Annotated in this window: 13 protein-coding genes; 11 read left to right on the forward strand and 2 right to left on the reverse strand. The window is 50.6% G+C overall.

Annotated features, from left to right (window positions below; genetic code table 11):
* The first annotated feature begins 197 nt into the window (after nt 1–197).
* The 10 genes from NST04_RS32405 (at nt 198) to NST04_RS32450 (ending at nt 11,696) form a co-directional block, all read left to right on the forward strand.
* Nucleotides 198–413, forward strand: a complete 216-nt coding sequence (locus NST04_RS32405) for a spore coat associated protein CotJA (protein WP_036692819.1) — start codon at nt 198–200, stop codon at nt 411–413.
* A 3-nt stretch (nt 414–416) separates the two neighbouring features.
* Entirely contained in the window at nt 417–683 is a 267-nt protein-coding gene (locus NST04_RS32410) for a spore coat protein CotJB (protein ID WP_341187886.1), read from the forward strand.
* A 48-nt stretch (nt 684–731) separates the two neighbouring features.
* Nucleotides 732–1,301, forward strand: coding sequence for a manganese catalase family protein (locus NST04_RS32415; protein WP_036692823.1), 570 nt, complete (start codon nt 732–734; stop codon nt 1,299–1,301).
* Nucleotides 1,302–1,473: 172 nt separating this feature from the next.
* On the forward strand, nt 1,474–2,391 hold the full coding sequence (locus tag NST04_RS32420) for an Rpn family recombination-promoting nuclease/putative transposase (protein WP_341188126.1): 918 nt from the start codon (nt 1,474–1,476) through the stop codon (nt 2,389–2,391).
* A gap of 439 nt (nt 2,392–2,830) precedes the next feature.
* The gene (locus NST04_RS32425) at nt 2,831–4,015 is read left to right on the forward strand and encodes an acetyl-CoA C-acetyltransferase (RefSeq protein WP_341187887.1); all 1,185 of its coding nucleotides are present in this window, start codon (nt 2,831–2,833) and stop codon (nt 4,013–4,015) included.
* A 34-nt stretch (nt 4,016–4,049) separates the two neighbouring features.
* Nucleotides 4,050–4,790, forward strand: a complete 741-nt coding sequence (locus NST04_RS32430) for an acetoacetate decarboxylase (protein WP_341187888.1) — start codon at nt 4,050–4,052, stop codon at nt 4,788–4,790.
* Nucleotides 4,791–4,830: 40 nt separating this feature from the next.
* Nucleotides 4,831–5,499, forward strand: a complete 669-nt coding sequence (locus tag NST04_RS32435; protein ID WP_341187889.1) for a CoA transferase subunit A — start codon at nt 4,831–4,833, stop codon at nt 5,497–5,499.
* On the forward strand, nt 5,492–6,154 hold the full coding sequence (locus tag NST04_RS32440; RefSeq protein WP_076155054.1) for a 3-oxoacid CoA-transferase subunit B: 663 nt from the start codon (nt 5,492–5,494) through the stop codon (nt 6,152–6,154). The genes NST04_RS32435 and NST04_RS32440 overlap by 8 nt, the downstream gene beginning before the upstream one ends.
* A gap of 98 nt (nt 6,155–6,252) precedes the next feature.
* Nucleotides 6,253–10,596 (forward strand): S-layer homology domain-containing protein, encoded by a 4,344-nt coding sequence (locus NST04_RS32445; protein WP_341187890.1) that lies wholly within the window; start codon nt 6,253–6,255, stop codon nt 10,594–10,596.
* Between the two features lie 176 nt (nt 10,597–10,772).
* Nucleotides 10,773–11,696: an Rpn family recombination-promoting nuclease/putative transposase gene (locus NST04_RS32450; protein ID WP_341188127.1), complete on the forward strand. Its 924-nt coding sequence runs from the start codon at nt 10,773–10,775 to the stop codon at nt 11,694–11,696.
* Nucleotides 11,697–11,781: 85 nt separating this feature from the next.
* Here the strand turns inward: NST04_RS32450 and NST04_RS32455 are convergent, their stop codons facing one another.
* Entirely contained in the window at nt 11,782–12,543 is a 762-nt protein-coding gene (locus NST04_RS32455; protein WP_341187891.1) for an SDR family oxidoreductase, read from the reverse strand.
* The gene (locus tag NST04_RS32460; RefSeq protein ID WP_341187892.1) at nt 12,540–12,926 is read right to left on the reverse strand and encodes a MerR family transcriptional regulator; all 387 of its coding nucleotides are present in this window, start codon (nt 12,924–12,926) and stop codon (nt 12,540–12,542) included. The genes NST04_RS32455 and NST04_RS32460 overlap by 4 nt, the downstream gene beginning before the upstream one ends.
* A gap of 183 nt (nt 12,927–13,109) precedes the next feature.
* Here NST04_RS32460 and NST04_RS32465 point away from each other — a divergent pair, with 183 nt between their 5' ends.
* On the forward strand, nt 13,110–13,715 hold the full coding sequence (locus NST04_RS32465; protein WP_341187893.1) for a DUF1349 domain-containing protein: 606 nt from the start codon (nt 13,110–13,112) through the stop codon (nt 13,713–13,715).
* Nucleotides 13,716–13,851: the final 136 nt, after the last annotated feature.

Below are 13,851 nucleotides of genomic sequence, written 5' to 3' on the forward strand. Positions count from 1 at the left end.
TGAAGAGCCGCCAGAATAGCGGCTACCTTTACAACAGGGTACATCACGCAGCCATGACAGGGCTGCTGATGTACCTTGTTTTTTTGCGCAGGGGTTCTTTTCCCCTCAGGAGCGGTCATAAATTAGTTACGAAGGTAACTGTCAAAGATCTGGAAGCATGAAGGTATGCTCTCAATAATTATGAGGAGGAATGATCATTGAACTCCCAGGATCGCGTATGGACACCGTACAGGGGACCGTTTGATCCTTGTCCGCCGGTGCCGTTCAAGACGTATGTTGTGCCGCCGAATCAATTCGTCACGTTTCAGCCCCCGAATCTGCCGCAGTTCTCCCTGCCGGAGGCGCTCAAGCATGGAACGTTATGGCCATCGCTATACAGCCCTTATGAGTCCAAGTTCAAAGGAGGGAAGTAGGCTATGGAAGCTAATCCTTGCGAGCCCCGTTATTACGAGATGCTGGAGCAGCTGCAGGTCCTTGATTTTGCACTCGTAGAGCTGAATCTGTTCCTGGATACTCATCCGGACGATGTGAAGGCGATCGAGCAGTTCAATCAGCTGACGTATGAGCGCACCAAGCTGGCGAACCAGTTCCAGGAGCTGTACGGACCTCTGCAGAATTTCGGCCGCGCCTATTCCAAGGCTCCATGGCAATGGATCGAGAGTCCCTGGCCTTGGCAAGTCTAAGACATGAAGCCGGAAATGAAATAGCCTTAAGGAGGGGGAAGTTCACGAATGTGGATCTATGAGAAAAAGCTGCAATACCCGGTGCGTGTCGGCAAATGTGATGTGCGGATGGCCCGGTATCTGATGGAGCAATACGGCGGTGCGGACGGCGAGCTGGCTGCGGCGCTGCGCTATATGAACCAGCGGTATGCTATACCCGATAAGGTTATTGGGGTACTAACGGATATTTCCACCGAGGAATTTGCTCATCTCGAAATGATCGCCACCATGATCTACAAGCTGACCAAGGACGCTTCGGTGCAGGAGCTGGAAGCCGCAGGCTTGGGCCCGAACTATGCGCAGCGGGATCATGCGCTGTTCTACAACAACTCTGCCGGTGTTCCGTTCACAGCCGCCTACATTGCGGCCAAAGGCGATCCGATCGCTGACCTGTATGAGGACATCGCCGCAGAGGAGAAAGCCCGGGCTACATACCAGTGGCTGATTGACATGACCGACGATGTGGATCTGCAGGACAGCCTCAAGTTCCTGCGCGAGCGGGAGATCATTCATGCGATCCGGTTCAAGGAATCGGTGCAGATTTTGATCGAGGAGAAGGATAAGAAGCGGGTGTTTTGACAATGATGAATACACATATAAAATAGACAATTTGACAAGAAGAGCCACAGGAGTATCATCTGCGGCTCTTTTTTCATTCAATACGAACATATGTGCTTTTTGTTATATTGAATTCCATTAAAATGGGATATGCTCACAAGAAACAGGCAAGATATAACAGGAGGCGACTAAAATCCCCTTACCGCATGATGAAGCATTTAAGAAGCTGCTGGAGACGTTTTTTCAGGAATTTATTGAGTTGTTTTTTCCTGAGCTTGATGCAATGCTGGACTATAGTGAAACCCGGTTTCTGATGCAGGAATTGCTAGTGGATATTGTTGGCGAGGAAGCGCGGGAGCTGGATCTGCTGCTGGAGATCCGCTACAAAGGGCTGGACGGTTATATTCTCATTCACCTGGAGCCGCAGTCGTATCGGGATTCACGGTTTCATGAACGAATGTTTATTTACTTCAGCCGACTATTTGAGCGCTACCGTAAAGAGCATAAGCTGATTATACCGATTGCGATTTTTACTTCAGATGAGATCAGGGAAGAGCAGGATACCTTGGAGATGGTTATTCCTGAACATCATATCCTGCGCTTTCAGTTTCTCAAGGTGGAATTGCGTAAGCAGAACTGGCGAAGATTTATTGATTCGGACAATGCAGTGGCTGCTGCGTTACTGGCCAAGATGGGTTATACTACAAGAGAAGCGAGAGAGGTGCGCCGGGAATTTCTGCGCATGTTCATGAAGCTGAAGACACGGCTCGATCAGGGTCGGCTGGCGCTTGTGATGTCAGTGGCAGATTTATATTTCCAGCCGGACCGGGCGCAGGATGAAGAGATTATAAAAGAATTGATGATACAATACCCGGAGGAGGGTGAAGCGATTATGGAACTCATGCCAGCCTGGAAGCGTTGGGGATATGAAGAGGGTATAGCTGAAGGAATAGAACAGGGAATAGAGAAGGGCATAGAGCAAGGCATAGAACGCGGGATAGAAAAAGGCCAGGCGGAGATTATTCGTAAATTACTGCTTCACGGACTCACTCCGGAAGAGGTCTCCGAAGCGGTGGAGTTACCGATGGAGAAGATTAAGAAGCTGATGTAAGCAGGGCTCCTCCAAATACTGAATAATATGCTAAGAGTGCTGCACAAACCGTCTCCAGACCCAAGCAAGGGCCGGAGGCGTTTTTTTATGTGAACTCTTTTGGTATGTTTTCATGTGATTTTCTGAAATAACCATTAATAACCAGAATATCAAAGGAAATGCTAGTATAACCTCGTTGAGGGATTGTACAAGGGCCTAGAGGTATTCGTATGTAAAATTATGTATATTTTTGAGTGTTGAGGAAACTGGTGTTTAGGCTTACACTGAATATGTAAATAAATACCAAATAATCAGACGGAGGAAGGCGATCAAGGCGGCTGAGCCGATCAAGCTAATTAAGCTGATTTAACCGATCTAAGCCGCAACGCATACTCTCTCATACATCGTGATAAATACCCGCATGTAAGTCCAATACCATTAGAAAGGAATGTGAGATTTTGTGAACAGAATTGCATTGGTAAGTCCCTTACGGACTGCAGTTGGTTCATTTAACAACGGACTTTCGACACTAAGTGCTACGGAATTAGGAGCAAAGGTGATGACGGCCTGCCTTCAGCAAAGCCATGTGGAGCCTGCGCTAGTGGAGCAGATCTATCTGGGCAATGTCCTTCAGGCAGGCGAGGGCCAGAATCCTGCCAGACAGGCGGCGCTGCAAGCCGGTATCCCCATTGAAGTTCCTGCAACAACCATCAACACCGTTTGCGGTTCAGGGCTTCATACCGTTGCTTTGGCTTACAATTCTATTCGGGCTGAACAAGGGAGTGTTCTCCTGGCCGGGGGGATGGAGAGTATGTCTAACGCCCCTTATGTGCTGAAAAATGCAAGAAACGGTTACAAGCTTGGGAATAGCGAGCTGATAGATACCGTGGTGGCTGATGGCCTGACCTGTCCGATCAATAACTATCATATGGGCATTACTGCCGAGAACATTGCCGAGAAATATCATATTTCACGACTGGAGCAGGATGAATTTGCCTATGACAGCCAGATCAAGGCCGCTGAAGCTAAACGGAAGCAGGTTTTTGCAGAGCAGATTGTGCCCGTGATGACCAAAATCAAAAAGGAGACAGCCTGGTTCGCGGAGGATGAGCATGTAAGAGGAGAGGTCAGCAAAGAGAAGCTTGCTCATCTGAAGCCTGCTTTTAAGGAAAACGGGTCGGTTACTGCCGGAAATGCCTCGGGGATCAATGATGGAGCGGCGGCTGTGCTGGTCATGTCGGAAGATAAATGCAAGGAGCTTGAGGTAGAGCCTTTAGCCTATATTAAGGGCTATTCCCTGGTGGGCGTAGATCCTGCCTACATGGGAATGGGTCCGGTAAGGGCCATTAAGTCGCTGCTTAAGGACCAGGGCATTCCTCTTGAGGCCATCGATTTGTTCGAGATTAATGAAGCCTTTGCGGCACAGGCTATAGCGGTACTGCACGAGCTTGAGCTTAATCCGGAGAAAGTGAATGTTAATGGCGGCGCGATTGCGATTGGACATCCAGTCGGGGCCAGCGGAGCCAGGGTACTCGTTACGCTGGTCCATGAAATGGTACGGAGATCATCGCATTATGGTATAGCCAGCTTGTGCATCGGAACGGGGATGGGCATTGCTATGCTGGTAGAGAACGCACGTTATTAACACAACTCTGACAGAAAGGGAGTTTAAACTCATTATGAATGCAAAAGAGGTTCTTGCGCTGCAATCCATGCCTGCGGCCAGTCCGGGTTACGGGCGTCCGCCTTACCGCTTCATTGACCGTGAATTTATGGTTATCACTTATGAATCCGACCCTGCGGCGATCAGACAAGCGGTCCCGGAACCCTTGCAGCCTGATGGAAGTAACACCGTGTCATATGAATGGATCAAGATGCCTGATTCGTCGGGCCTGGGAAGCTATGAGGAGAGCGGGATCGTGATTCCGTGTATTTTTCAGGGGGAGCCCTGCAATTTTGTAGCCCAGATGTATCTGGATAATTCGCCTGCCATTCTGGGAGGACGGGAGATCTGGGGGTTCCCCAAAAAGTGGGCCTCTCCCCGCCTGACCGTTGCAGGTACGGAGACGCTGACCGGCACGCTGCATTACAACGATGTTCTGGTGGCCGTGGGAACTATGCCTTACAAGCATAGTGTGTTGGATGCAGAGGATACAGCCAGAGCTATCACTACGACCCAAGTGAATCTGAAACTGATCCCCGATGTGGATGGGACCCCTAAGATTGCGCAGCTGGTTGCTTACACTCTTGAAGATGTTCATGTAAAAGGATCTTGGACCGGGCCGGCCCGCTTAAGCCTGGTCCCCCATGTGAATGCCCCTGTGGCCGATTTGCCGGTGAAGACGTATCGCGGCGGAAAGCATTTTATTGCTGATCTGACGCTGCCCTATGGCAAAGTCATTCATGACTATATCCAGTAACCAGCTTTTTTCCAAATAATGAACAAGGAGCCTGAAATCTATGATAAACAAATTAATCTCCGCCGAAGATGCCGTGAAGAGGGTTAAGGATGGAGACACCGTGATGGTCGGCGGTTTTCTGGCTGGAGGCCACCCCGAAGAGCTGGTGCGTGCGCTTGTCGAGACTCATTCTGCGGGTAATCTCTCGCTCATCTCCAATGATACAGGTACCCCGGAATTATCGATCTATAAGCTGGTCAAAAGCGGCCGGGTCAAGCGCATCTATGCCTCCTACATTGGCTCCAATCCAGAGACCGGAAGACTGCTGATGACCAAGGAAGCGGAGGTGAATCTCTATCCGCAGGGCACGTTAGCTGAGAAAATCCGGGCCGGAGGAGCGGGGTTGGGCGGTGTGTTAACTCCTGTAGGAGTAGGAACGATTGTAGAGGAAGGCAAAAGAAAGCTTGATATCGACGGAAAAGAATATCTGCTAGAGCTGCCTCTCCATGCAAATGTGGCGCTGATCCGGGCCCATAAAGCGGACGAGGCGGGGAATCTGGTGATCGACGGCTCTTCCCGGAACTTCAATTTTGTGATGGCGATGGCGGCGGATTATGTAGTAGCTGAGGTAGATACTTATGTGAAGCTCGGGGAGATTGATCCCAATCATGTCAACGTCCCGGGGATTTTGATTGATGCTATTGTAAAGGTGGGAAATACGCATGAATAACCGGGAATTTATTGTGAGAAGAATCGCCCAGGAATTCAAGGACGGCGATGTAGTGAATCTGGGGATCGGGATGCCGACCCTGGCGGTAGACTATATTCCCGATCATGTCCAGATTATGCTGCAGGCGGAGAACGGAATACTCGGAGTAGGCCCCAAGGCGGCGAAGTCAGAGGAAAACATCGACTGTATCGATTCTGGCGGCAGCTTCGTGACCACGATGGCCGGAGCCTGCTATTTTGACAGCGCGGTCTCCTTCTCAATCATCCGTGGAGGACATGTAGACATCACCGTGCTGGGTGCGCTTGAGGTTGATGAGCAGGGCAATCTGGCCAGCTGGATGATTCCGGGGAAAAAGGTCCCGGGTATGGGCGGGGCTATGGATCTGGTCGTCGGAGCCAAGCGGGTCATTATCGCCATGGACCATGTGAGCAAGGACGGGCAGCCGAAAATAGTCAAAGCCTGTAAGCTGCCCCTGACAGCGGTGCATGTCGTAAACACGATTGTCACTGAAATGGCGGTCATCGAGGTGATCCCGGGCCAAGGGCTGATGCTGATGGAAATCGCACCGGGTCTGACGGTAGAAGACGTTCAGCAGGCAACCGGGGCCGAGCTATGGATCTCACCGGACCTGAAGGCGATTGCTGTCGCTGTCTAATAAAATAAAATTTAATATGCTTACATTGTGATGATTCTACGAACATATTACGCCGTTATGCTGACTATTAGTACAGACAACAAGGAGCGTGAAAGTTCGTGAGTAATTATCCATTTGTAAAGAAAGTATGGAGCGGGATCTTGGCTATGACGGTTCTGCTTCCCACTCTTACCCCAGCTCTATCTCCGTTACCGACTGCCTTTGGGGAGGCCGCGGAGACCAGCGGGGTCGTGAAGGTTGAGGATTTTGAACAGGTGAGCTTAGCGGACTTAACCTTTGACAGTGCCCGCATTCATAGCGGCAGTCTGGCGCTGGAGTCGAATCCGAAATACGTACATAGCGGAGCGAAGTCCCTGCGGATTGATTATGACTTCATTGGCATCACTGATAACCCCTCCCAGGTTGCCGTTGGTCCGGCGACTCAGCTGCCGCTCACGAACAGAACCCCTAAAAGAATCGGGATGTGGGTATACGCCAATCAGGAAGGTCATGGTCTTACCTCCAAGTTCTACGTTTCTTCTACCGGTAAATCCAAAACGTATGAAATCAGGAGTGAAGAGACCGGGATCGACTGGAGCGGGTGGAAGTATGTTGAGGCGGATATAGGTTCAGACTTGACTATGCCGGGAACGCTGGCTTTCTACTTCCAGATGAAAGAAAGACAAATGAGCAAAAAGAATAAAGGCTCGATTTGGATTGATGACGTCAGGCTGATCTATGATGAACCGCTGGATGAAGATATGGATGTGCCTGTATTAAGTCCGGCGTCACCTGCTCCTAATCAAACGTTGAGCGCCCCCGTCTCTGACCTTATTCTGTCAGCGGAGGATGCCAAGTCGGGCATTGATCCGGATTCCATCCGCTTAACGGTGGATGGTCAGGCTGCGGCACCGTCAACGTATGCCTATGATCTGAATCTTAAGCAGATCACCTATCACCCGGAGCTCCCGCTGGACGGAGGGTATCATCAGGTGCTGGCGGAAGTGAAGGATAGGGCCGGCAATCCGGCAGCGGCCGAATATGCTTTTCAGATTGAGCATGGGGCCCGATTCACCTTGGAAGCCCCGGAGGAGGCTGTCAGTAATGAGACCTACCAGTTGAAGCTGAAGGCGACCGACGTAGGCGAAGCCAAGAGCTTCCAGGCCAGAATCAAGTTCGATCCAGCGACATTGCAGGCCAATGTGATTACTGCACGTTCCGGCCTCAGCCATGTGCAGACGGTCATCGACAATACAGGCGGCTATGTTGAAGTCAGTGCAGAGGGATTGCAAGGGGATCAGGCGGATGCGCTGGCAAGTATTGATTTTGAAGTGAACCGGTCTGCGAAAATGGAACGCGGCGAGACGGCTAAGCAGATGGCCATGGTAGAGGGCAGTTTCGGATATGGAAGCGGGACGCCAGTTCGTTCCTTCGCCTCTCCGTTAAGTTATAAGATCGGGTTTCCTTACAAGATCAGCATCAAAGGATCAGGCCTGCATACTCAGAGTATCATCTCGGTTACCTCCCGCGCAGGAGCGCCGGTGGAAGGAGCCGGGATTGATTTTACCGATACCAGCGGTCCTCAGACTTATGTGAATGTAACCGCCGATGGGTCCAAAGTATATGCCAAAGCCGATTCAGCATCCGCAGTGTTGCTTGCTGTAGAGAAGAACACGCGGATGTTCGCCACGGCAGGCAGTGCCTCCGGATTCATCAAGGTGTATTTGCCGGATGGCAGCAAGGCGGGGTACATCTCATCCGCAGATGTGGAGCAGAGTGATCTTGCCGCAGGAATCGGCTTGACGGATGCCAAGGGAGAGATCCATACGCCCCTGACGAACCTTGCCATTGGCACTTGGAGCGTGCAGGCTGTCAAGGATGGCGGGACCAGCGAGAGTATCAGTATGAATGTTGTAGCGCCGTTTGGCGGGGCAGATCCGCAATATGTGCAGACCTTTGTCACCGAAGATATGAAGACGATGCTGAGTGTAGGGTGGCAGACCGCGCCAACTGTTCAAGAAGCCTACATCCAGTATATGAAAGATAGTGATTGGGTGGACAGTGACCTGGCGAATGCTCCGGCAAAAGCAGCCATGCAGCGTGCGCTCTCCGAGGTGGAGGTCATTCCTGAGGTTGCAGGCGGACCTATGGGCGAAATCAAGTTTCATCACGCATTAGTCACCGGTCTTGAGCCGGGAACGGGCTACCGTTACAGAGTCGGCTACGATGGCCATTGGAGCGATTGGTCCAATTACAAGACGGCGGAGGTTGCACCGGACAAGCCTGTTTCCTTTATATTTGTAACCGATTCGCATACCAAAGGGGACAATGGGCTGGAGACCTATCAGCAATTGATCAAGCATGCGTTCACTAATTATCCCGATACCCAGTTCGTTATGCATGGCGGTGATATGGTCGATGACGGGGCGGTTTTGAATGAATGGAACCAGTTCTGGCTAGCCTCTTCGGTCTATTCCTCCTCTGTTCCTTCAGCGTATGCCATGGGGAATCATGATGTAAAAGGGGGAGGGAAGTATATTTTCGCCAAAGGATTGGGGCTACCAGTGAATGGGCCTGAGATCCAGAAGGAGTATGCCTATTCGTTCGATTCAGGAGAGGTGCATTTCATAGTGCTGAACTCTGAAGCAGACGAAGTAACGATGGGCAAGCAAGCGGAGTGGCTTCGGCAGGATCTTCAAGCCAGTAATAAAAAATGGAAGATTGTCATGTTCCACAAACCTGCCTACCATACCGAGGATGGACGCGGCAATCTGATTGAATACACACAGACTTATTTTGCCCCTATTCTCGAAGAATTGAAGGTCGATCTGGTGCTGGAAGGCCATGACCATGTATATGCTCGGACCTATCCGATGAGCAAAGGCAAGCCACTGCCAAGCGGAGAGCAAGGAACGGTCTATCTGGACGGCGGGGCGTCCGGCTGGAAGTTCTACGATGGAAGCAAATACGAGTATCTTGATTTCATGTTTGACGAGGATGTTCCGGTCTACTCTGCCATTCAGGTGAGTCATGATAAGATCGTAATTCAAGCCCGCACTACGCAAAGCACAGAATTAATTGACAACTATACGATTGTGAAAAAGGATGAGCGGACCGTGACCTCTGTGGCTGTAGCCCCGGCTGAATTGAAACTGAATGTCGGTGATAAGCACGCGACGGTGCTCACGGCTACCTATAGCGATAACTCCACTGCCGATGTCACGAATCAAGCCATATGGACATCTTCTAATGAGCAGGCAGCTACAGTAGACGCGGAGGGTGTCATTCATGCCGTTGAAGCGGGCGAGGCGACCATCCAGGCGAATTACGGCAACCTGCCGCCAGTGAAGCTATCGGTAACTGTTCAGACAGAAGGTACGCTGCCTAAGCTGCTGAAGCTGACCGCCGATCCCGGTACACATACCTTGCAGGTGAATGAACAAGCGGCATCCGTGATTACGGCGGTATATGACAATGGAGTAAGTACAGTGGTTACAGATCAGGTCCATTGGACGACCTCAGATCCTGTAATCGCCTCGGTATCGGACAAGGGGATCATTACGGGTGTTGCAGCGGGGGATGGAGTAACGATTACAGCTTCCTTCGGCGGCTTAACCGTTGCGATTCCCATCGTGGTTGAGGGCGGAACGGTACCGGTGGTAAAGCCGACGCCGACACCAACGCCGACACCAACACCAACGCCGACACCAACACCAACGCCACAAACGGGAGTAACACCGGCAGCCACGCCAACACCAAAGCCGGCGGTAACACCGACAGCGTCACCAACAGCAACGATGACACCGGCACCAACACCGGCAATAACTGCAGGTCCCGCGAAGCCAACCTTAACCAGGCCTGTGCTGAAAGACAGCTTGGACTTAAATAAGGTTAAATCTATCGTAGCCAAAGGCCGGACAGCTGCTGTTGTTAAGTTCCAGGATGTACCTGCCGTTCTGTGGAGTGCATCATTCATTGAACGTGCTGCCCGGATGGGGATGATAACCGGTTATGCGGATGGTTCCTTCCATCCTGACGCCAAAGTAACACGCGCCGAGTTTGCTGCCATGCTTGCAAAAGCTTTTGGCCTGACGGGCTCGCAAGGGGCTGGATTCTCCGATACACAGGGGCATTGGGCTTCGGAGGCACTTGCGGCGCTTAAAGAGCATGGTGTGATCCAGGGCTACGCCGATGGTTCATTCCGCCCCAAACAGCAGGTCACCCGTGCGGAAGCTGTAGCTATGCTGGCGCGTCTTACGAACTATGTTCCCGGTGCACCGGCGTCATTCTCTGACCTCGCAGCAAGCTGGGCGGCAGAGCCAATCCATGCCTTCGCTAATGCGGGAATTGTCTCGGGGAAAGGCAACGGCGCCTTTAAACCGAATGATCCTACTTCCCGCGCTGAATCCGTAGTGATGATTATCCGGCTCTTGGATAAGCTTCTTGAAGCGGGTAAGGAGTAGGTTAGTTAGATAAAGCTGATGCTTCTGATCAGTCGAGGGCAGCCATTTAATCGGGGCTGCTCTTTTTTTACGGATAAAATAAGAACACATGTGCGTTTTATTATACCGAATTCCATTGAATTGGAATATACTCACAACAAACAAGTTGTATATAACAGGAGGCGACTAAAATACCCATACCGCATGATGAGGCTTTTAAGAAGCTGCTGGAGACGTTCTTTCAGGAATTTATTGAGTTGTTTTTTCCTGAGCTTGATGCAATGCTGGACTATAGTAAAACCCGGTTTCTGATGCAGGAATTGCTGGTCGATATTGTTGGTGAGGAAGCGCGGGAGCTAGATCTGTTGCTGGAAATCCGCTACAAAGGACTGGATGGTTATATTCTGATTCATCTAGAGCCGCAGTCGTATCGGGATAACCGGTTTCATGAACGGATGTTTATCTATTTCAGCCGTTTGTTTGAGCGCTACCGTAAAGAACATAAGCTGATTATTCCGATTGCCATCTTCACTTCAGATGAGATCAGAGAAGAGCAGGACACCTTGGAAATGGTTATTCCTGAGCACCAGATTCTACGCTTTCAATTCCTAAAGGTAGAGCTGCGTAAGCAGAACTGGCGAAGATTTATTGATTCGGACAATGCAGTGGCTGCTGCGTTACTAGCCAAGATGGGGTATACTACAAGAGAAGCGAGAGATGTGCGCCGGGAGTTTCTGCGCATGTTCATGAAGCTGAAGACACGGCTCGATCAAGGTCGGCTGGCGCTTGTGATGTCAGTGGCAGATTTATATTTCCAGCCGGACCGGGCCCAGGATGAAGAGATTATACAAGAATTGATGATACAATACCCGGAGGAGGGTGAAGCGATTATGGAACTCATGCCAGCCTGGAAGCGTTGGGGATACGAAGAAGGTATAGCTGAAGGGATAGAAAAGGGTATAGAGAAAGGTATAGAACAGGGGATAGAGCAAGGAATAGAACAAGGAATAGAACAAGGCCAGGCGGAGATCATCCGTAAATTACTGCTTCATGGATTTACCCCGGAAGAGGTCTCCAAAGCGGTGGAATTACCAGTGGAAAAGATTAAGAAGCTGATGTAAGCAGGCCTTCTCCAAATAACGCATGTGTACCAAAGAGACCGTCTACCCTAAGACGGTCTCTTTGGCGTGTTCTGATGCAGATCTTTTATTCAATATAGCTCTTCGTCGCTTCATACATCTGGGCCGCGTATTCGTCAATCCGGTCCCGTGACATGCGCAGACGGCTCACAGATGTACCGTATCCGATCTCCTGAAGTCCGTCAGCGAGTCCCTGGAAAATCCCATCCGTGAACGCCTCCAGCGGTTCCCCGTGCACATGCAGTCCTGATCCGCCGAGATCTGTATTTACGGCTGGCGGGGCGACCTCGATAACTTCAACGCGGGTCCCGGACAGCTGGAGCCTTAGACTCATGGTGAAGGAATGAAGGGCTGCCTTCGTTGCTGAATAGATCGGTGCGATGGCGAACGGAGTAAAGGCCAGGCCGGAGGTCACATTCATGATAGTTCCAGCTTCCTGTGCTGCGAAGAAAGGGGCAAACAGCATAGCCAGATGAAGAGGGGCTTCAAGGTTGGTGGTGATTTCCTGATTGAAATCAGCCCAATGGTTCCTCACATCCGCTGTCTGTACATTGAAGCGCTGCTGAATCCCGGCATTGTTCACCAGGACATTGACTCCGGGATAGCTTGCAGTTACCCAGTCGAACAAAGCGAGACGTTCAGACTCTACCATTAGATCACACGCACGGGTAATCAGGCCGGGGAATTTGTCCTTAGCCGACTGCAGCACCTGCTCACGCCGTCCAGTAATAATGACCGTGTTCCCTGCTGAGATGAAACGTTCAGCCATCGCCAGCCCAATGCCGGAGCCTCCGCCTGTAATCAGAATGGTGTTTCCTGAGAGCTTCATGATAAAACCTCATTTCCTTTAGTTTCTAAGTAATTCGTATACCGTTTTATTTTCTTATCAATGCCCTGCAAGGCTTCGGTCATGAGCGTGATTTGTGCCAGTACAGCCTGTTTGTGTTCTTGAAACATGGCGAGCCGCAGCGCAGTCGTGCGCTCCCCTTCCGCCATCCAGTCCACATATTGCCTGATCTGGCTTATGGGCATCTGTGTGTTTTTCAGATAGAGGATAATCTTAAGAAAAGCAAGGTAATCTTCCGTGAAAATCCGCCTACCCGCCTCATCCCGCTCCACCCGGGGCAGCAATCCCTTCTTCTCATAATAACGTATGGTAGATTCCGGAATCCCGAGCCGGGCTGCCGCTTCGCCAATGGAATAATAATTCATCTGGAGGCCTCCAAGTGATGGTTTAGGTGTCGACATTTATAGAATACGACTTAAACCATGGTTTAACTCAACCTAATATTCAAGAGTCTGTCAAAATATTGCTATATGTTATTTTTCCATTTTGCTATAGGATGTGATTGCTTTGCAATTAATTAGAAATATCCAAAAACAGGAGGACTACCAATGACCAAGGCTGATTACGCAGCGTACCAATGGATGAATGAGGGGAACATCAGGGTTGAGGAGGACAGTATTATAGTAGAAGCGACTGCTAACAGTGATTTCTTCTGCAATAACGGGGCGGTTGCGGAAGAAGGGCTGACGCCTGAGAGCCTGACCAATGCGCCGTTCTTCTATACTGAAGTAACCGGGGATTTCGTGCTGCGGGTGAAGGTGAGTCATGACTTCCGGGACACTTACGATTCTTCTTCCATTATGATTATGCAGGATCTGTCGGTCTGGGCGAAGGCCTGCTTCGAGCTGACGGATTTCGATACCCATGCGGTGGTCAGCGTAGTTACGAACCAGACCTCGGATGATGCGAATGGCTGTAACATTGACGGCAATGAGGTATGGCTGCAGGCCGCCAGATCCGGGAATGCCTTTGCATTTCATTATTCGACCGATGGTGTACGGTTTGATATGATGCGCTTCTTTACTCTTCCGGTGGGAGATACAATCAGGGTCGGGTTGTTGGCGCAAGCCCCTACCGGCAATGGCGGGGACAGAATATACAAGAATTTCTCACTGGAGCAGCGGACGGTGAAAAATATAAGAGCCGGCGTATAGCCGGCTTTTTTGAAAATATAAGAATGTATAGGTTTCACGCTATACATTATCCTTCTATTTCTCGCTGAAACGGTACCGTCTTTTAAAAGGACGGCAAAGCCGTTTCCACTTGAAGATATATTTTGGCTCCTCCGCA

Source organism: Paenibacillus sp. FSL H7-0756, assembly GCF_038006765.1.
GTDB lineage: Bacteria > Bacillota > Bacilli > Paenibacillales > Paenibacillaceae > Paenibacillus_AQ.

What these genes read in the sequence shown, in the direction of transcription:
- NST04_RS32430 (WP_341187888.1), top strand. Translation starts at nt 4,050, where the DNA reads ATGAATGCAAAAGAGGTTCTTGCGCTGCAATCCATGCCTGCGGCCAGT.
- NST04_RS32460 (WP_341187892.1), bottom strand. Translation starts at nt 12,926, where the DNA reads ATGAATTATTATTCCATTGGCGAAGCGGCAGCCCGGCTCGGGATTCCG.
- NST04_RS32435 (WP_341187889.1), top strand. Translation starts at nt 4,831, where the DNA reads ATGATAAACAAATTAATCTCCGCCGAAGATGCCGTGAAGAGGGTTAAG.
- NST04_RS32410 (WP_341187886.1), top strand. Translation starts at nt 417, where the DNA reads ATGGAAGCTAATCCTTGCGAGCCCCGTTATTACGAGATGCTGGAGCAG.
- NST04_RS32440 (WP_076155054.1), top strand. Translation starts at nt 5,492, where the DNA reads ATGAATAACCGGGAATTTATTGTGAGAAGAATCGCCCAGGAATTCAAG.
- NST04_RS32455 (WP_341187891.1), bottom strand. Translation starts at nt 12,543, where the DNA reads ATGAAGCTCTCAGGAAACACCATTCTGATTACAGGCGGAGGCTCCGGC.
- NST04_RS32415 (WP_036692823.1), top strand. Translation starts at nt 732, where the DNA reads ATGTGGATCTATGAGAAAAAGCTGCAATACCCGGTGCGTGTCGGCAAA.
- NST04_RS32465 (WP_341187893.1), top strand. Translation starts at nt 13,110, where the DNA reads ATGACCAAGGCTGATTACGCAGCGTACCAATGGATGAATGAGGGGAAC.